General features: G+C 67.5%; 16 protein-coding genes. 6 read left to right on the forward strand and 10 right to left on the reverse strand.

Annotated features, from left to right (window positions below; all coding sequences use genetic code 11):
• Positions 1-32: 32 nt before the first annotated feature.
• Positions 33-791 carry a PspA/IM30 family protein gene (locus tag P0Y33_RS15610; protein ID WP_279528312.1) on the forward strand — a complete coding sequence of 253 codons (759 nt, stop codon included), beginning with the start codon at positions 33-35 and terminating at the stop codon, positions 789-791.
• A 66-nt stretch (positions 792-857) separates the two neighbouring features.
• The gene (locus P0Y33_RS15615; RefSeq protein ID WP_279528313.1) at positions 858-2,000 is read left to right on the forward strand and encodes a hypothetical protein; all 1,143 of its coding nucleotides are present in this window, start codon (positions 858-860) and stop codon (positions 1,998-2,000) included.
• 6 nt (positions 2,001-2,006) lie between these two features.
• On the opposite strand, the gene P0Y33_RS15620 is transcribed toward P0Y33_RS15615, so the two are convergent.
• From P0Y33_RS15620 to P0Y33_RS15650, 7 genes are all read right to left on the reverse strand, one after another.
• Positions 2,007-2,549, reverse strand: a complete 543-nt coding sequence (locus P0Y33_RS15620) for an HPP family protein (RefSeq protein WP_279528314.1) — start codon at positions 2,547-2,549, stop codon at positions 2,007-2,009.
• A 49-nt stretch (positions 2,550-2,598) separates the two neighbouring features.
• Positions 2,599-4,530 (reverse strand): threonine--tRNA ligase, encoded by a 1,932-nt coding sequence (gene thrS, locus P0Y33_RS15625; RefSeq protein ID WP_279528315.1) that lies wholly within the window; start codon positions 4,528-4,530, stop codon positions 2,599-2,601.
• Between the two features lie 78 nt (positions 4,531-4,608).
• Positions 4,609-7,554 (reverse strand): bacterio-opsin activator domain-containing protein, encoded by a 2,946-nt coding sequence (locus tag P0Y33_RS15630; protein ID WP_279528316.1) that lies wholly within the window; start codon positions 7,552-7,554, stop codon positions 4,609-4,611.
• Positions 7,555-7,856: 302 nt separating this feature from the next.
• The gene (locus tag P0Y33_RS15635; RefSeq protein WP_279528317.1) at positions 7,857-8,897 is read right to left on the reverse strand and encodes a dipeptide epimerase; all 1,041 of its coding nucleotides are present in this window, start codon (positions 8,895-8,897) and stop codon (positions 7,857-7,859) included.
• A complete protein-coding gene (locus tag P0Y33_RS15640; RefSeq protein ID WP_279528318.1) occupies positions 8,894-9,907 on the reverse strand; it encodes a DUF1611 domain-containing protein in 1,014 nt (337 codons plus the stop codon). Before P0Y33_RS15640 ends, P0Y33_RS15635 begins: the two co-directional genes overlap by 4 nt.
• A 30-nt stretch (positions 9,908-9,937) precedes the next feature.
• Complete coding sequence (locus P0Y33_RS15645) at positions 9,938-10,837, reverse strand: Vms1/Ankzf1 family peptidyl-tRNA hydrolase (RefSeq protein ID WP_279528319.1); 900 nt, start codon at positions 10,835-10,837, stop codon at positions 9,938-9,940.
• A 54-nt stretch (positions 10,838-10,891) separates the two neighbouring features.
• Positions 10,892-11,308 (reverse strand): DUF5802 family protein, encoded by a 417-nt coding sequence (locus P0Y33_RS15650; protein WP_279528320.1) that lies wholly within the window; start codon positions 11,306-11,308, stop codon positions 10,892-10,894.
• 204 nt (positions 11,309-11,512) lie between these two features.
• On the opposite strand from P0Y33_RS15650, the gene P0Y33_RS15655 reads away from it, so the two are divergent.
• Positions 11,513-12,571: a DUF7096 domain-containing protein gene (locus P0Y33_RS15655; protein WP_279528321.1), complete on the forward strand. Its 1,059-nt coding sequence runs from the start codon at positions 11,513-11,515 to the stop codon at positions 12,569-12,571.
• A 27-nt stretch (positions 12,572-12,598) separates the two neighbouring features.
• Positions 12,599-13,255 carry an ArsR/SmtB family transcription factor gene (locus P0Y33_RS15660; RefSeq protein ID WP_279528322.1) on the forward strand — a complete coding sequence of 219 codons (657 nt, stop codon included), beginning with the start codon at positions 12,599-12,601 and terminating at the stop codon, positions 13,253-13,255.
• A gap of 26 nt (positions 13,256-13,281) precedes the next feature.
• Here P0Y33_RS15660 and P0Y33_RS15665 read toward each other — a convergent pair whose 3' ends face one another.
• On the reverse strand, positions 13,282-14,463 hold the full coding sequence (locus P0Y33_RS15665) for an orc1/cdc6 family replication initiation protein (RefSeq protein ID WP_279528323.1): 1,182 nt from the start codon (positions 14,461-14,463) through the stop codon (positions 13,282-13,284).
• Between the two features lie 267 nt (positions 14,464-14,730).
• Entirely contained in the window at positions 14,731-15,198 is a 468-nt protein-coding gene (locus P0Y33_RS15670) for a hypothetical protein (protein WP_279528324.1), read from the reverse strand.
• A gap of 383 nt (positions 15,199-15,581) precedes the next feature.
• On the opposite strand from P0Y33_RS15670, the gene gatD reads away from it, so the two are divergent.
• Entirely contained in the window at positions 15,582-16,847 is a 1,266-nt protein-coding gene (gatD, locus tag P0Y33_RS15675; RefSeq protein ID WP_279528325.1) for a Glu-tRNA(Gln) amidotransferase subunit GatD, read from the forward strand.
• Positions 16,848-16,849: 2 nt separating this feature from the next.
• Positions 16,850-17,107, forward strand: coding sequence for a hypothetical protein (locus P0Y33_RS19030; RefSeq protein WP_328518018.1), 258 nt, complete (start codon positions 16,850-16,852; stop codon positions 17,105-17,107).
• Between the two features lie 68 nt (positions 17,108-17,175).
• On the opposite strand, the gene P0Y33_RS15685 is transcribed toward P0Y33_RS19030, so the two are convergent.
• A complete protein-coding gene (locus tag P0Y33_RS15685) occupies positions 17,176-17,463 on the reverse strand; it encodes a ubiquitin-like small modifier protein 1 (RefSeq protein ID WP_382218145.1) in 288 nt (95 codons plus the stop codon).
• Positions 17,464-17,482: the final 19 nt, after the last annotated feature.

Raw genomic sequence — 17,482 nt, forward strand, 5'->3', positions numbered from 1 at the left:
GCTTTTTGTCCGCTCCGCCCGAGAGTAGGTGTATGGGACTGCTCTCACGCCTCTCCTACGTCGTCCGCTCGAAGCTCAACGCGGTGGTCTCGCGCAGCGAGGACCCACAGGAGTCGCTCGACTACTCCTACGAGCGACTGAAAGACCAACTCCGGGAGGTCGAACGCGGTCTCGCCGACCTCACCGCCCAGAAGAAACGCCTGGAGAAACAGCGCGAGCGCCTCGCACGCAACGTCGAGAAACACAACGAACAGGCCCGCGAGGCGATGCGTCAGGACCGCGAGGACCTCGCCCGCCGCGCGCTGGAGAAGAAGAACCGAAAACTCGACCAGATCGACGACCTCGACGAGCAGATCGCGGACCTCGAAGCTTCCCAGCGCGACCTGGAGGAGAAGAAACGCGACCTCGAAGGGCGCGTCGAGGAGTTCCGTACGAAGAAGGAGACGATGAAGGCCCGTCACCGCGCCGCCGAGGCACAGAAGACTGCCAGCGAGGCGGTGACGGGTGTCGGTGAGGGGACACGGGAGATCGACGAGGCGGTCGAGCGCGCCGAGGAGCGCACGGAGGAACTCGAAGCGCGTGCGGAGGCCCTCGACGAACTGGAGGAACGCGGCGCGCTCGGCGACCCCCTCGCGGAGGACGACGTCGAGGCCGAGTTGGGCGAGGTCCGCCGCGAACGCGAGGTCGAGACGGAACTGGAGACGTTACGCGAGGAGTACGGCACGGAGCGCGAGGTGGAGGGCGGTGACGCGGACGACGAGAGCGCGGCCGGGAGCGACGACCGGACGTAGCCGCCGCGACTGTGGCCGCGACCGCGGCCGTTACCTCTTTCCGCGTCTCCGGGCGTTGGTTCGTCCATGTCGGAGGGAGCCGATGGGGACGGGAACGAGGACGCAGAAGCGGACGAGGGGAGTGAACGACCGAGCGACACGATGCGCGAGCGGGTGCCCGAGAGCAGCCGGAAGTTCTGGTTGCTGCTCGACGCCGACCGCACCCTCGTCGCGGGCGGCATCGTCGGTGCCGTCTTCCTCGCCCTGGTCGTGGTCGGGCAGTTCCACCCGATTCCGACGCCGACGCTCTTCGCCCAGGAGGACCCGCTGGAGACGCTGTTCCAGGGACTACTCGGCTCCATCATCACGGGCGTCACGCTCGTCCTGACGTTGAGCCAACTCGTCCTCTCGCAGGAGCAGGGACCGGTCGGTGACCAGCGCGAGCGCATGGAGGGTGCGATGTCGTTCCGGAAGGACGTCGAGGACGTCATCGAGGAACCGGTCAGCCCCGCTCAGCCGTCGGCGTTCCTCCGCTCGCTCGTCAAACTCACCCAGCGCCGCGCGGAGGCGCTCTCCGAGGCCATCGAGGACGTCGAGGACGCCGGGTTGAACGAGCAGGTCGAGACCTTCCTCGACAACCTCCGCGAGAACGCCGAGTCGGTCCAGCGGAACCTCGAAGGTTCGCAGTTCGGCGAGTTCGACGTCGTGTTCTCCGCGCTCAACTACAACTACTCGTGGAAACTGTACGCCGCCCGGCGGATCCGCGCCGAGAACGAGGACGTGCTCACCGACGAGGCGCGGGGGGCGTTCGACGAACTCGTCGACGCGCTCGAACTGTTCGGTCCCGCCCGCGAGCACTTCAAGACGCTCTACTTCCAGTGGGCGCTCATCGACCTCTCTCGGACGATGCTCTACGCGTCGATTCCCGCGCTGGCGACGGCCGTCACGGGTATCCTCTACCTCGAACCGTCGCTGTTCCCGGGGACGGTCCTGGGGGTCCGGACGCTCGTCGTCGTCGTGAGCGCGGCCGTCGCCGTCTCGCTGCTCCCGTTCGCCTTCCTGCTCTCGTACATCCTGCGTATCGTGACCGTCACCAAGCGGACACTCTCTATCGGCCCGTTCATCCTCCGGGAGACCGACCGTTCGCAGAGTTTCGACTGGGGCGAGACGGAGGCCGCAGGCGAGGGCGGGAGCGGCGGGAACGGAAACGAGAACGGGAGCGGGGGGTGAAAGTGGTCACTCGGCGGGGACGACCGAGACGACACGGCGGAGCACCTCGTGGACGGCGACCATCCCGACGACGGCCGCGAGGAATATCGGGACGGCCATCGCGCCCTGCGGGATGCCGAGGGCGAAGATGAGGACCGTCGCGTAGGCCGGCGCGTGCAGGACGCGGAAGACGGACATCCCGACCGTCGCCGTGACGACGGCCACGACGACGGCCACGACCTGCAGGAGGCCGACGGTCGTCAACGCCGGGAACATGCGGACCTGTTCGAGCGGTCCGACGAGGACGAGAACCGAGGCGTAGGCCGCGATGGCGCCGATGGCCTGCCCGCCGACAGTCTCGCGGATGAGACCGGTCTGTGTCTTCCGACTCGCGAGGATGTACGCCGAGGGACCGAGACTCGGCAGGAGGAGCGGCCGGCCGGTCGCCCAGGCGAGGAGGGCGAGACCGCCCATGTGGGCGGCGACGTACGCCGCGAGGCGGAGACCGAGGGTTCGCTCGGATTCACGGTACCGGTCGAGCACACGACGGACGACGGCCCGCCCGGTCATGGGGTTCACGGTTTCCGACGTGTGAGAAAACGAGTGCGGCCGAGTCGGCTTACTCCGCGAGGAAGTCGGGTTCGGTCCGCTTCTCGTCGCGTTCGTCTTCGAGGTGGCTGTAGAAGTCCTCGCGTTCGACGTCGCTGGCCTCGCGTTCCTTGCGGTCGCGGACGGAGATGGTCATCGACTCTTCTTCGTCGCCGCCGACGACGACCATGTAGGGGACGCGGTCCTCGTGGGTCTGCTGGATCTTCTTGCCGATGGTCCAGTCGCGCTCCTCGACCTCGGCGCGGAAGCCCTTCGAGGAGAGTTCGCCAGCCACGCGCTTCGCGTAGGGGAGGTTGTCGTCGGAGATGGGGAGGACGCGGACCTGCTCGGGCGCCAGCCAGAGCGGGAACTTCCCGTCGAAGTGCTCGATGAGCACCATGAAGAAGCGCTCGTAGGAGCCGTAGAGCGCGCGGTGAATCATCACCGGGCGGTGCTCCTCGTTGTCCGAACCGACGTAGGAGAGGTCGAAGCGCTCGGGCATGTTGAAGTCGAGTTGGACCGTCGGACCGTCCCAGACGCGGCCGAGCGCGTCCTCGAAGCCGAAGTCGATCTTCGGCCCGTAGAAGGCGCCGTCGCCCTCCTCGACGTCGTACTCGTAGCCGCCGTCCTCCAGCACGTCGCGGAGTTGGGACTCGGCCTGCTCCCAGATTTCGTCGCTACCGACGGACTTCTCGGGTCGGGTGGCGAGTGCCACCTCGACGTCGAGGTCGAAGTTCTCGATGACCTCGAAGATCATGTCCATGATCTGGGTGACCTCCGCTTCGATCTGGTCGGGGCGACAGAACAGGTGGCCGTCGTCGATGGTGAACGCCCACACCCGCGAGAGGCCGGAGAGTTCGCCGCGCTGTTCCTTGCGGTAGACCTTCCCGTTCTCGAAGTACCGGACGGGGAGTTCGCGGTAGCTCCAGGTGTCCTGGTCGAAGATGGTCGCGTGGCCCGGACAGTTCATCGGCTTCAGGCCGTACTCCTCCTCGTTGACGTCGAGGAGGAACATGTCGTCCTTGTAGTTCTCGTAGTGTCCGGACTGCTTCCAGAGTTCCGTGCGGAAGACGTGGGGCGTCTCGACCTGGTCGTAGCCGGCGTCGCGGTTCAGGTCGTTGACGTAGTCTTCGAGTTCCTGCAGGACGGTCTTGCCGTTCGGGTGGTAGAGCGGCAGGCCCGGTCCCGTGACCTCCGGGATACTGAAGAGGTCGAGTTCGCGGCCGAGTTTGCGGTGGTCGCGCTCCTTGGCCTCCTCGCGCATGTCGAGGAACTGTTCGAGTTCCTCCTCCGTGGGGAAGGCGGTCCCGTAGACGCGGGTGAGCATGTCGTTCTCCTCGTCGCCGCGCCAGTAGGCACCGGAGACTTCGAGGAGCGTGAAGCCGCCGATTTCGCCCGTCGAGTCGACGTGCGGACCCTGACAGAGGTCGCGCCAGTCGTCCTGTTCGTAGAAGGTGACGGGGTCCTCGCCCGCCGCCTCGTCCTGCAGAATCTCCTGTTTGTAGGGGTTGTCCTCGTACGCTTCGAGGGCTTCCTCGCGGGGCACCTCGACGCGCTCGATGTCGTAGTCGGCGTCGATGATGTCGTGGCACTCCGCCTCGATGTCGGCGAGGTCGTCCTCGTCGAGGTCGACGTTCGCGACGTCGTAGTAGAAGCCGTCGTCGGTAGACGGGCCGATGGCGAGTTTCGCCTCGGGGTAGAGACGCTGGAGCGCCTGCCCGAAGACGTGGGCGGCCGAGTGCCGGAGCACGTCGAGGTACGCTTCCGAGTCCTCGGTGACGATCTCGACGGCCGCGCCGTCGTAGGCCTCCTCCTCCTTGGCGACGAGGTCGCCGTCGAGTTTCCCCGCGACGGTGTCACGGCCGAGTCCGGGACCGATCTCGTACGCCACGTCCTCGACCGTCGCACCCTCCTCGACCTCCAGTTCGGAGCCGTCGGGGAGCGTGACGGTGATGGTACTCATAGGGCGAATTACGGCCAACGGCCCACATAAGGTTGTTGAGACTGTGCAGGGGTGTGCCACCCCGCCACAGTGCGCGGCTCAGTCGGCGTCGGTGTCGGCGCCGACGCCGGACTCCGCAAACAGGCGGTCGAACACCTTCCGGTGGGCGGCCCGGAGGTGGCTGTTGAACGTCGGCTGTGAGACGCCGAGCGACTCGGCGATCTCGGTGCCCGTCCGGTGGCGCGGAGTCGCGAAGAACCCGCTGAAGTAGGCGGTCTGGAGCGCTTCGAGTTGGCGGTCGGTGAGGTCGTCTGCGACCCGCGAGCGGAACTCGACGGGACGCTCGCCCTCACGTTCGCGTTCGCGCTTGGCGAGGAGTTCCGCGTCGGGGTAGTGTCGGCTGAACGTCTCGACGAACTCGCGGGCGTCCCGTGACGTCGAGAGGGTGACGTCGACCGTCGCCCCCGTCGGTGTCGCGGTGATTCCCTGGACGACCCCGCCGTGGTCGAGGACGCGCGCGTGGACGCTCTCGTCGGTCAACCGAACCTCCAACAGACAGGAGTCCTCGTGCTCGGCGACGACGTCGAAGTCGGTGACCGTTCGGCGCGGGGACGCGTTCTCGAACGTCGCTCCCGACGCGCCGTCGACCGAGACGTACGCGCGGAGGCCGCCGTCGGAGCGCGCGACGACGTTCCGGACCGTGAGTTCGGCGTCGAGTTCCCGCGCCAGGTCGACGACGTCGAGGTCGACGAGACCGAACTCGAGTTCGACGACCCGGTCGCTGACGAGAGAGCGTTTCGTCTCGATGGCGTCGATGGCGTACGCGATGGTCTCCGAGAGGTCGGTGAGGACCGAGCGTTCGAGCCCCGAGAGGGCGTCGGGTCGTCCGGCGTAGATGGTGAGGACGCCGTAGCCGGACTGCCGGTAAGTCAGCGGCAGGGCGGCACACGAGCGGTAGCCGCGGTTGAGCGCCTCCTGTCGCCACGGGTCGAACGACGGGTCGGTGAGGATGTCGTCGATGACCTGTGGTTCGCGAGTCTTCAGCGCGCGCCCGGCCGGGCCCTCGCCGGTCGGGGCGCCGTCGACGGTGAACGTCGACTCGTCGAGGTACCCCTTCTCGTTGCCGTGCCAGGCCCGCGGGACGACCTCGTTCGACGTCTCGTCGCGTTCGCCGATCCACGCCAGTTCGTAGGGGCCGCGGTCGCCGAGGTGTCGACAGACGACCTCCTCGATCTCGCGGCGCGAGGTCGCGCTCACCAGCCCCTGGTCGATGCTCCGGATGATGTCGTTGACGCGGTTCAGACGTTCGAGAGCCTCGTTCTGCTCGCTGAGTCGCTCCTCGCGCTGCTGGAGGAGGCGCTCGCGGTCGAGGCGGTCGAAGACCGTCTCCACGCTGGAGGCGAACGCCCTGACGAACTCGACGTCCTCGTCGCTACACCCCGCTTCGCGGCCGACGAGGAGGACGCCGTGGTTACCCAGCGGGACGGCGGTGACGCCGCCGAGTTCCGGAACTCCGGGGTCGTCGGTCGTCTGTAGGTCGCCCTCGACGAGGGCGCGCCACCCGACCCCCTCGTTGCGGCAGAGTGGGGCGAGCGACTGCCCTGCCAGCGCGTCGGTCCGGTCGACGATACCGAGCGACCCGTCGTCGTCGAGACCCGCGAGCGCGACGTGGGGGAAGTCGAGTCGCGGCGCCGCGTCGGTGACGATGCGGCGGTGTAGGTCCGCCTCGTCGTCGGCACTCATCAGGTCCCGCGTGACCGCGGTGAGCGATTCGAGTCGGCGTTCGTAGTGGTCACGTTCGAGTTCCGCGCGGACCAACTCGCCCATCAGGTCGAGCGTCGCGCGCTCGGTGTCGTCGAAGGACCGTCGCTCTTCGGTCGAGACGAAGAACAGCGACCCGTACTCCTCGCCGCCCACGACGACCTTCGTCCCGAGGTAGGACTCGACGCCGAACTCTCGGAAACACGCCGCGTCGCCGAACCCCGCCGCGACCGGGTCGGAGACGGTGACCGGGCTGTCGGTGTCGGCCAGGAGTCGACAGTACGTCTCCGAGAGCGAGACCTGTGCACCCGCCACGAGGTCGTCGTGGTCCCCGCGGACCGACTCGACGCGGAACAGGTCCTCGTCCGAGTCGATGCGGGCGAAGCCACCGAGGTCGACGTCGAATCGCTCCCGCCCGAGGTCGAGGAGCGCGTCGAGTTTCGACTCGACGTCCCGCTCCGTGTCGGCCGTCACCTCGTAGAGTCGTCGGAGGAAGCGTTCGCGCTCGTGGAGCGTCCGGAGTCGTCGCTTCTCCTCGGAGATGTCGCTGACGGCGCAGACGAACCCGCCGTCCGGCGTCTCGGCCAGCGTGTGGCGCTCGGGGAACGTCGACCCGTCGCGACGGCGGCCGGTCGTCTCCCCCTCCCACGTCCCCGATTCGGAGACCGCCGGGAGGATGGTCTCTCTGACGCGGTCCGACTGCCCCTCGGGGTAGAGCGTCTCCCAGTGCTCGCCGAGCAGTTCCTCGGTGTCGTACCCGTACGTCTCCGCGTAGGCCGGGTTCACGTAGGAGAACCGTCCGTCCTCGTCGAGCAGGCTGATACCCTCTCGGGCCGTCTCGATGGCGCGCGTCCCGCGTTCGGTCGTCCGTTCGGCACGGTACTTCTCGACGGCGTTCGTGACCCGCCGTTCGAGGAGCGCCTCGGCCTCGGGCGAATCCGACCGGACGACGTCGGTGACGCCGGCGTCGAGCGCGCGACTCGTGAGGTTCGCGTCGCCCCCGTCCCCGCCGACGAAGAGGAGGAACGGGAGGTTTGGCCGCCGAGACCGAACCGCGTCGAACAGGTCGAGACCACTTCGGTCGGAGAGGCGGGCGGCGCTCACGACGCAGGTGACGTCGTCGAGATACGTCGGCGCGTCCGCGGCGTCCGCGGCGTCCGCGGCGTCCGTCTCGTGGGTCACCTCGAACCCGAACGATCGACGGTTCGCCAATCGCTCGGCCATCGTGGCGAGCGCTCCGCCGTCCGGTCCGACGAACCGAACGGACCCTCCTGTCTCGTTCATGGGTGCCAAACGCCCTCGAACGGTATAGGTCATCCGTCTGTCCGCCCGGTGTGTCTATATACATAGCCTCGGAGGAGATCGGCGTCTACGTAGATAGGGGAAATCGACACCCTGGAGGAGGGTGTAGGTAGAGACGTCGCTGGAGCCGTCGTTTCGTCATCGGACCACTCTGGGGGGAGTGTGAATGCGGCTCCGGCGGAGGACGCCCGACTGGCCGAACTACTTCCGGTCGGGTTTCTTCTCGTGTGGAGTGACGACGCCGACGTGACCAGAGTCAGGACAGAGAGTTCGGGGAGCGGGACCTACGACTGTCGAGCGCCGGTGCCAGCGTGGTCGACGGCTTCGAGGTCGATCAGACCGGCGGGCATGGGGACGCCGTCGTAGGGGTCCTCGGCGAGGAGGAGCGACCCGTCGAGGTCGGCGTAGTCGAGCAGCGGCGCGAGGTGACAGGCCGCCGCGATGGCGGCGTTCGTCTCGACCATACAGCCGAGCATCACTTCGAGACCGTGTGCGCGGGCGGTGTGGATCATCCGCTTCGCTTCGCGGAGACCGCCACACTTCATCAGTTTGATGTTCGCGATGTCTGCGGCACCCGCGATTCGCGGGACGTCTTCGAGCGTGATGCAGGATTCGTCGGCGGCGATGGGGAGCGGCGAGCGCTCGCGGACGAAGCGCAGGCCCTCGTGGTTCTCCGCGGGGACTGGCTGTTCGACGAACTCGACGTCGTAGGGTTCGATGGCCTCGATCTTCCGCACGGCCTCCCGGGGCGACCACGCCTCGTTGGCGTCGACACGGATGGTCGCGTCCGGTGCGGCGTCGCGCACCGTCGAGAGAATCTCCTCGTCCCGGCCGGTGCCGAGTTTCACCTTGAGCGTGCCGTACCCCTCCTCGACGGCTCGCTCGGTCTTCTCGCGCATCGTCTCCGTGTCGTCGATGCCGATGGTGAACGAGGAGGTGACCGTGTCGGCGTGGTCGAGTCCCCAGTAGCGGTAGAGCGGCAGGTCCGCGCGCTTGGCGACGAGGTCGTGGAGCGCGATGCTCACCGCACACCGGGCGGCGGGGTTGCGCTCGACGACTTCGCGCATGGCTCGCTCGGCGCGCGCGAGGTTGTGCGGGTCGTCGATGCGCTCGACGACGTCGAGGAGCGGTTGGAGGACCGCCTCGACCGTGGCCGCCGTCTCGCCGTAGTGCGTCGAGGGTGCGGCCGCGCCGACGCCCGTGTTCCCCTCGCCGTCGTGGACCTTCACCACGACGTTCTCGGCGAACTCCTGGGTACCGCGGGCGATGGTGAACGGGTGTTCGAGCGGGAGCGAGACCCGTTCGTACTCGGCTTCGAGGCTCATAGGACCGCGTCCAACACCTCGTCCGCGTCGAAACGAATCGGGTCGGTCGCGGAGACGCCGAGGTCCTCGGCGTACTCCTCGACGGCCTCGCGGGCGGTCTCGTCGTCCGGGACGTCCCGCGTGTTGAGCATCCCCGCGACGACTTCCGAGTCGGCGACGGGGGCGGCGACGCTCTCGAAGAGGTCGACGTAGGTGTCGAGGTCGGGGAGGTCCTGGTCGTAGCCGTGGACCGTCTCGCGGCCCTCCTCGTGGCAGAGGACGAGTTTGTCGGCCATCGAACCGTGGAGGATGCCCGTCGTGACTGCGGAGTAGGCCGGGTGGACGATACTCGCCTGCCCCTCGACGAAGAGGTAGTCGTAGTCGTTGCCGCGTTCGAGGATCATCTCCTCGACGGCGCCGGCGGTGAAGTCGGAGACGACGCGGTCGATGGGGTTGCCCCACCCCTCGATCATGATGCCGGTCTGGCCGGTCGGGATGAACGCGGCGGACTCCCCGCGCGCCTGCGCGGCCTCCAGTAGCTCCATCGTCGCGGTCATCTTCCCGACCGAGCAGTCCGTCCCGACGGTGAGGATTACCTCGGCGTCGACCTGGTCGGCGACGCCGTCGGCGACACCCAGGTCTTCGTGGGGCCGGCGGACGTCCCAGAGTTCCCCGCCGTGTTCCTCGGCGAGGTTGCGGAACTCGCTGTCGTCTTCGAGGAAGTAGTGGAGTCCGGAGATGACCTCACAGCCCCGTTCGAGGGCGTTGCGGACGTCCGGACGCCACGTCTCGTCGAAGCCACCGCCGATGGGTGCGATGCCGACGACGAGGGCGTCGACCGGTTCCTCGACCTCGGACATCGTGGAGACGATGGGTGCGTCCTGAACGTCCGAGAGGAAGTCAGAGACGTTCGCACCGTCGTTCTCGCGGTCGAGGACCGCGACGACCTCGTGGTCGGAGTACCGCAGAATCCCGTTCGCCGTCTTCGAGCGGTCGGGGAACTTCTCGTGTGCCAGTAGCGCGACTCGCATACTCGGAGGTAGGCGAGCGGCCGTATAAACCTACAGCAACCGCAGTCGGGCCGTCCAGAACTTCTCGAAAGCGTCGCCGAGCGCGTCCTCGGGGTCGCCGGTAGCGTCGACGGCCGCCGTCGCGTCGGCCGCGTCTTCGAACTCGTCGAGGAGCGTCCGCTGACCGACGACGAACAGCCGCTCGACGTCGAGGTCGGCGAGCGCGTCGTGGCACTTCTCGACGTGTTCCGTAATCTGTGACTCGCGGCGGCGCTCGAAGCGCGACTGTGAGAACCCGCCCTTCGAGTGTTTGCCCTTCACGTCGCTCTCGAAGCCCTCGAAGGCCTGTCGCTCCCTCCCCTCGTAGACGCCGACGGCGCACAGGTCGGCGCGGACGAGCACGAGCGCGAAGCGTCCCTGTGCCTCGGGGAGGAACCACTCCTCGTCGACGCGGAAGCCGTCGTCCCACGTCACGAAGTCGTCCGGCGCGACTGGCGGGACGAGCGCGGCGCTCACGAGTCCCTCGTCGTCGGTGTAGACGAGCGAGGGGACCGCACGCTCGACGAGAGGGGTCCGGTCGCCGAACGCGTCTCGGACCCGCTCGGGGACGTCGTGTTCGTCGACGACCATCGCGCTCAACGCGCCCTCTTCGTCCGTCTCGACGGAGTCGAGTCGCGAGCAGATTTCGCGGAGACGCTCGCCCCGTACGTCGGCCGTCCCGCGGAAGTCGAGGGTCTCTTCGCCGGTCTCCGCGCGTTCGACGCGGTCTTCGAGTTCGGTGACGCGGTCTTCGAGGCGGTTGAGTTCCTCCTCGGCCTCGTTGCGCGCGGCGACGGCCTCGCGGCGGCGCTCGCTCTCGGCCTCGAGTTTGTTCCGGAGGCGTTCGTTCTCCTCCTCGAGTTCCCCGATGCGCTCCTTGAGGGAGGCGCGGCCGAGGAGTCTGTCCAGCATACCCGGAACGCGGGTTGGCGGCGCCTTTGCGGTTTCGGCCTGGCTTCGACTCCCTCAGACCGCGCCGAGGTCGAAGAGACGCTCGGCGTGTTCGCGCTTCGCGAGGAGGACCCGGCTACGTTCGTCCCGCCGGGGCTCGTCTTCGAGCCACTCCCGCGGCACTGCGAGCGTGTCGGCGGGGACCGCTCCCTCGCCCCGGACGCGGAAGTGGGTGTTTCCGAGTTTCATCACGAGCGGGAGGCGGTACTCGTCGGCTGGAGTCGACGCGACGTCGAGGTCACCGTCGACGGCCGTGGTATCGGCGTCGTCGGCGCCGGTCCTCTCGCCGGTCGCGTCCGCGTCGGACGCGTCGAGATAGAGTTCGTCGGTGACGTATCGGTGGAAGTCACTGTCGAGGACGGCGTGGTCGCCCGCGTACGGTTCGACGTACAGCCGTCCGAGGTAGTAGCCGCTCGAGAATTCCTCGAACATCACGATGTGTGTTATCGGTTGTCACATATAAGCTTACGGCATAACGGCTATAGCGTCGCGCAAATCGACCGCCGGCGGCTGGGTCTCCCCACCACGTCGACACGACCGGCGGGTTGGGACCAACCGTCCGAACTGTTCACGGCCGCGAACGGTGCCGAACGGACCCCCGCCTTTATCCCGTTCAGCCTGATACAGTACGTCGAGATGAACCGTCCATCCGTCGACTGGCTCCAGGGACCCCGAGTCAGGGTGCTCGGCGTGCTCCTCCTCGTCCTGGTGGTCGCCGCGGCCGGGCCCGTGGCGCTGGCGAGCGCGGGGACCGGCGACCGGACGACCCTGACCGCGCCGCAGAACGGGTCGACGAACGGGACGACCGAGGTGGGAACGAACGAGACGAACGCGTCGTCGAGCGGCTCCGGCGGCGCGTTCGGTGCCGAGCTGTCGGCGTTCATGTCGTCGAGCGCCGCGACGGCGGACGGCACGGTCGACCAGCAGATGTGGACCGCGAGTCTGGACGACCCGAGCGCCGACGAACGTGCGCTCGTGACCCAGCGGGTCGACACGCTCGACCGGCGACTGGCCGACCTCCGCGAACGGCGGCAGGCACTCCTCGCCGCCCACGCGAACGGTACCATTCCGGCCGTCGCGTTCCACGCGCGACTCGCCGCCGTCAACGCACAACTCGCCCAACTCGTCGAGTCGACGAACCACACGGCGAAGGCGGCCCACCGCGCCAACGTGACGCCGCCGGGGCTCGCGATGCTCCGCGACGCGGCGAACGACACGGCCCGGACGCTCCCGGTGGGCGGAGGTCCGCCGATGGATCCGCCCGGGCAGGGCGCGGGACCGGACCGCGGGGAAAACCCGGGTCGGGGACCGACCGCCGGACCGGGTGAACACCCAGGGAACGGTAACAGTGGACCGTCCCTCCCCGAGTCGGCCGTCGGCAACGGAGTACACGGGAACGTGACGAACGCCACTGGAAACGTCACCTGGAACGCGACGAACGCCACCGGGAACACGACCGGTGGACCGGGTCACGTGACCGGAAACGGCACGCCGGGTGCGGGGCCTGGACTGGGTCCGGCGAACGGATCCACCGGGCCGCCGACACACGCCGGACCCGGTGACGCGCGCGGCCTCGGTTCCGGTAGCCCGCCCGGTCTCGGGAGCGGCGAGAACGCGACGACGAACAGCACGACCAACGAGACGACGACCGAAGAAGTCGTCTACGGCGCCGGCCACGCAGAGACACCCTTTTGACTCGTCGGGGACAACCACCACTCGTGAATGGACTCCGGCGCCCTCCTCGATCTGCTCGGTAACGAGAACCGGCGGCGTATCCTCCGCCTGCTCTCGCGTAAACCCTGCTACGTTACGGAGATCTCCGAGTACATCGGGGTGAGCCCGAAGGCGGTCATCGACCACCTTCGGCGCCTCGAGGAAGCCGGACTCGTCGAGTCGCGGACGGACGACCAGCGACGGAAGTACTTCCACATCTCCCAGAACCTCCGTCTCGAAGTGACGCTCTCGCCCTACTCCTTCGGCACGAAGAGTGCCTACCCGGCGAGCGCGGACCTCGACCTCCAGCAGTGTCACCACCTCACCGTCGACTGCGAGCACGACGCCGACGGCGACCTCGCCGACCTCGCGGGAGAGCTAGACGACCTGAAGGAACTCGAACGCGAACTCTCGATGGCCCAGCGCTGGGCGCAGGGCCGCGTCGCCGAGGTCCAGGAGTCGCTCACCGAGTCACTCGTCACCGACGGGAACGAGCGCCTCTACGCCGAAGTGCTCTCGGCCATCGCGGGCGGGTGCGATACGCCCTCTTCGATTTCGGAGCGGACCGAGGTCCCACCGGACGTCGTCGCCCGCGTCCTGGAGACGCTCGAAGAGGACGGACTCGTCGAGCGACGCTCGGACGGTTGTTGGGAGATCGCCGAGTAGCCGAGTAGCGAAGGACGAAGGAAGCGTCAGCGTTCGGACCTGACCTGGAAGACGACGTCCGGGTCGAGGTCGAGTTCGTACTCGAAGTACGCGCCGCCGGCACGGCCGTTGTTCTTCTCGCGGCGGGTGAGGAAGCCGAGCATCGAGAGGTCGCTCAGGTGGTTCTGGATGCTCTTCAGCGTCGTCAGCGGGTCCTCCCCGCGGTCGGCCGCGACGGACTGGTAGGTCGACATGACGTGTTTCGAGCGTACCGGGGTCTCGTCGGCGTCTTCGAGGTGGGCGACGGCTTCGAGGACGAGTTGGCCGTGGAGCGTCTGTTCTTCGATCTTGTCCCGGAGACGGCCGCGCTGGGCGCGTTCGCGGCCCTGCTCGACGTGGTGTTCGGTGACGCGTTCGGCCCCGCGTTCCTCGGCGACTTCGGCGCCGGCGCGGAGGAGGTCGAGGGCCTGTCTCGCGCTCCCGCTGTCCTTCGCGGCGTGGGCGGCACACTTCGCGATGGCCCCCTCGTCGTAGCCGTCGTCGACGAGCGCCATCGCCGCGCGGTCCTGGAGGATGGTCCGGAGTTCGACCGCGTCGTAGGTCGAGAAGGAGATCTCCTCTTCCATCAGCGAGTCCTTGACCTTCGCAGAGAGGCGCTGGCGGAAGCCGTAGTTGTTGGAGATACCGATGACGCCGACGCGGGCGTGCTGGAGGTGGCCGTTGGCTCGCGCCCGCGGCAGTTCGTAGAGGACGTCGTTCGCGTCGTCGAGGTGGTCGATCTCGTCGAGGACGACGAGGTGCGTTCCCCCGGTTCGGTCCATCTGTTCGTAGAGTTCGTCGAAGGCGTCGGCGAGACCGAGACCGCGCTTCGGGAACTCCTCGGCGCCCGGCGGGAGGAGTTGGTTGACGAGCGCCCGGACGGCGGCGAACGCGCTGTCGCCGTTGCAGTTGTGCGAGTGGACGTGGAGGTCGTCGGCCTCCGGACGCGACTCGACCTCGTCGAGGAGGGCTTCGAGCATGTACTGGGTGACCGCCGTCTTCCCGACGCCGGCCTTCCCGTAGAGGAAGACGTTCTTCGGGTTCCGCCCGAAGAGGATGTCCGAGAGGGCGTTGCGGAACTCCTCGATCTCGTCGTCGCGTTCGAGGATCGTGTCCGGTTGGTACTCCTCGGAGAGGACGTCCTTGTCTGCGAAGAGCGTCTCCTCGACGTCGGCGAACGGGCCACCCATGGATACCTCCCCGTAGCCGGCCACAGGTACATAAAACCACGTTTCGCGAGTTTCGTTAGCTAGCGTTCTTTAAGTGAGTGAGAGAGAGTGTATTTCGTGTGTAACGGGGGAGGTAGGGTGGGGGAGCGGGGGGTGTGCGTCGAATTGCCGGTATAGGAAGACTCAATACTACTAGCTAGAACAGACGAAACCTACTCTCCCTGCCTACTCCACCAACCTACTTCTCCAACCGACGCTACCGAGTCGGGACGTCTCGGTGTCACGTCGTCACTCTGTGAGCACCTCGTGTCCAGTCTTGACGAGGGTGACGAACCGCTCTGCCACTGCCCGAACCGTCTTCTCCGCCGCGACGTCGTTCGGGTCGACGACCCACGAGTCCCACACGATTTCGTAGGTCTCACGACCGTTCTCGGTCTCGACGTCGAATCCCCTCGTTCGAAACCGGGAGGCGTTCCGCCGGAGCGTATCCGGTGCGGGGCTGTCGCCCAACACGTCTATTTTCACGGAGACGTTTCCGTCGAGCATGTTCAATTCGGTCTCGGGAGCTAGTTTGAAGGCGTACGTCACCGCCTCGGGATGATCTGGATGTGCCGAAGTGAGACGCGGCGCCCGGTGTTCGAAGTCGGAGGTGGCCTCTTCCCACCCCTCCGTCCGGACGAATTCCCGGAGGCGAGGGAACGCCCGTTCGACGATTCGCCGATTGACGTCCGGGTAGCGGGGGTGGCGGTCGGACATGTAGTCGGGTATCGACGACCGGCACCCTAACTGTTGGGCCGGTTCCCCAACCCCCTTCCGAACGAAGAACAGACGAAACGTACTCTCTCTCTTCTCGACCATCGTCGCCGTCCGCCACTCGTCCCCCACTCCATCCCCAGTTCCGACACCGCACAACAGACGAAATGTACTCTCCCTCTCGACTCACGACCCTCACTCGTCACTCTGCCGACACCACTCCTTCCCCCGTCCCCACCCCCCTCCCCCGATCCGGAGAACAGACGAAACGTACTCTCTCTCCCTTCTCGACCACCCGTCGACCGCTCCCCATCACACGTCGACCACCGCCGCGACGTTCGCACCGAGTAGAATCCTTTTAGTCCACTCTCCCGGAACCTCCACCCATGAGTGCGAACCCAGGGGACCGCGTGCGCGTCGAGCGCGACGGAACGGTCAACGAGGGCGTCATGCTGCCCTCCTCCACACCAGACCACCTCGTCGTGAAGCTCGACAGCGGGTACAACGTCGGCGTCGACCGCGAGGCGGCCGACGTCGACGTCCTCGAGTCGAACGTGTACGAGATCGAAGAAGGCGGCGAAGAGGGGTCCTCCGAGGTCGAGTTCGACGAGGACCTCCCGACCATCTCGCTCATCTCTACGGGCGGGACCATCGCCTCGACCGTCGACTACCGGACGGGCGCCGTCACCGCGCAGTTCGACGCCGAGGACGTCCTCCGGGCGGTCCCGGACCTCGCGGGACGCGCGAACTACCGGGGGCGCGTCGTCGCGAACATCCTCTCCGAGAACATGGAGCCACCGATCTGGCAGGAACTCGCCCAGGCCGTCCACGAGGAGATCGAGGCGGGCGCGGACGGCGTCGTCGTCATGCACGGCACCGACACGATGCAGTACTCCGCGTCGGCGCTCGCGTTCATGCTCGACACGCCCGTCCCGGTCGTCTTCACGGGGAGCCAGCGCTCCGCGGACCGGCCCTCCTCGGACAACGTGATGAACGCCGTCTGCGCCGTCGAGGCCGCGAAGGCCGACGCCGCCGAGGTGCTCGTCTGCATGCACGCCAGCGAGTCCGACGACCGATGTGCGCTGCACCGCGGGACTCGGGTGCGGAAGAACCACACTTCCCGGCGCGACGCCTTCGAGACGGTCGGCGCGAAGCCTCTCGGTGAGGTCGACTACGACCTGGTCGACGAGGAGGATGCAGAGGCCGTCACCTTCCGCCGCGACTACCAGGCACGTGGCGAGGTCGACCTCGCGCTCCACGACGACCTGAACCCCGATGTCGAACTCGTGAAGTTCACGCCCGGCATGGACCCGTCGTTCTTCGACCTCGACGTCGACGGTCTCGTCGTCGAGGGGACCGGTCTCGGCCACGTTCACACGGACCGCATCGAGCAACTCGCGGACCTCGTAGACGACGACGTACCCGTGGTCATGACGAGTCAGTGTCTCGAAGGCCGCGTCTGCGACCGCGTCTACGACACGGGACGCGACCTGCTCGACGCGGGCGTCGTCGAGGGCGAGGACGTGCTCCCCGGCACCGCGAAGGTCAAACTGATGTGGGCGCTCGCGAACGTCGACGAGGGAAGCGTCGCCGAGACGATGCGGACCCCCCTCGCCGGCGAGATCACCGAGCAGTCCCGTCCCTGGACGTAGCGATGGAGTTCGACGTCCGCGAGGCGACCCACGACGACTACGACGCCGTCGTCGCCTTCACCGAGGACACGTGGCCGGACCGCGAGGGCGGCGACTACATCCCGCGCATCTACCACGACTGGATCGAGGGTGACGAGCGCGAGACGTTCGTGGCGGAGCCGCGTGCGGAGCCACGCTCCGCAGACAGCGCGAGCGGCGACGAGCCGCGACCCGGACGGAAATCGGGGAGGAACCGGACTTCGTCCTCTCGGCCGACCTGACGGCGACCTTCGAGGGCTGACTCCTCTTTATATACTCCCGTCGACGATATAAGTAGCCGCCGTCGCGTTCAGCGACGTCCGCCGCTCACGGGCGGGAAGAGCGCGAGTTCGTCGCCCGACTCCAGCGGGGTGTCGAGTCCCTCCTGCGTGTTGATGTTCTGTCCGTTTCGGAGGACGTTGATGTGGTCGCGGAGGTCGCCGTCGTCGTCGAGGACGCGGTCTTCGAGCGCGGGGTTGTCCGCGAAGAGCGCGTCGAGCGCGTCGCCGACGGTCGCGTCCTCGTCGACGCTGAGCGAGAACGTCCGGTCGCCGGCCACTTCGGCGAGGTCCGCGAAGAGTTTCCACTGGATGTCCATGCCCGAACGAGAGGTGGCC

This window comes from Halospeciosus flavus, from assembly GCF_029814175.1.
GTDB classification, from domain to species: Archaea; Halobacteriota; Halobacteria; order Halobacteriales; family Halobacteriaceae; genus Halospeciosus; species Halospeciosus flavus.

Bases quoted from the DNA above. Each gene is read 5' to 3' on its own strand.
- P0Y33_RS15635 (WP_279528317.1), bottom strand. From the start codon at position 8,897: ATGAGCCTCGAAGCCGAGTACGAACGGGTCTCGCTCCCGCTCGAACAC.
- P0Y33_RS15685 (WP_382218145.1), bottom strand. From the start codon at position 17,463: ATGGACATCCAGTGGAAACTCTTCGCGGACCTCGCCGAAGTGGCCGGC.
- P0Y33_RS15665 (WP_279528323.1), bottom strand. From the start codon at position 14,463: ATGGGTGGCCCGTTCGCCGACGTCGAGGAGACGCTCTTCGCAGACAAG.
- gatD (WP_279528325.1), top strand. From the start codon at position 15,582: ATGAGTGCGAACCCAGGGGACCGCGTGCGCGTCGAGCGCGACGGAACG.
- P0Y33_RS15630 (WP_279528316.1), bottom strand. From the start codon at position 7,554: ATGAACGAGACAGGAGGGTCCGTTCGGTTCGTCGGACCGGACGGCGGA.
- P0Y33_RS19030 (WP_328518018.1), top strand. From the start codon at position 16,850: ATGGAGTTCGACGTCCGCGAGGCGACCCACGACGACTACGACGCCGTC.
- P0Y33_RS15610 (WP_279528312.1), top strand. From the start codon at position 33: ATGGGACTGCTCTCACGCCTCTCCTACGTCGTCCGCTCGAAGCTCAAC.
- thrS (WP_279528315.1), bottom strand. From the start codon at position 4,530: ATGAGTACCATCACCGTCACGCTCCCCGACGGCTCCGAACTGGAGGTC.
- P0Y33_RS15650 (WP_279528320.1), bottom strand. From the start codon at position 11,308: ATGTTCGAGGAATTCTCGAGCGGCTACTACCTCGGACGGCTGTACGTC.
- P0Y33_RS15615 (WP_279528313.1), top strand. From the start codon at position 858: ATGTCGGAGGGAGCCGATGGGGACGGGAACGAGGACGCAGAAGCGGAC.
- P0Y33_RS15640 (WP_279528318.1), bottom strand. From the start codon at position 9,907: ATGCGAGTCGCGCTACTGGCACACGAGAAGTTCCCCGACCGCTCGAAG.
- P0Y33_RS15620 (WP_279528314.1), bottom strand. From the start codon at position 2,549: ATGACCGGGCGGGCCGTCGTCCGTCGTGTGCTCGACCGGTACCGTGAA.
- P0Y33_RS15645 (WP_279528319.1), bottom strand. From the start codon at position 10,837: ATGCTGGACAGACTCCTCGGCCGCGCCTCCCTCAAGGAGCGCATCGGG.
- P0Y33_RS15655 (WP_279528321.1), top strand. From the start codon at position 11,513: ATGAACCGTCCATCCGTCGACTGGCTCCAGGGACCCCGAGTCAGGGTG.
- P0Y33_RS15670 (WP_279528324.1), bottom strand. From the start codon at position 15,198: ATGTCCGACCGCCACCCCCGCTACCCGGACGTCAATCGGCGAATCGTC.
- P0Y33_RS15660 (WP_279528322.1), top strand. From the start codon at position 12,599: ATGGACTCCGGCGCCCTCCTCGATCTGCTCGGTAACGAGAACCGGCGG.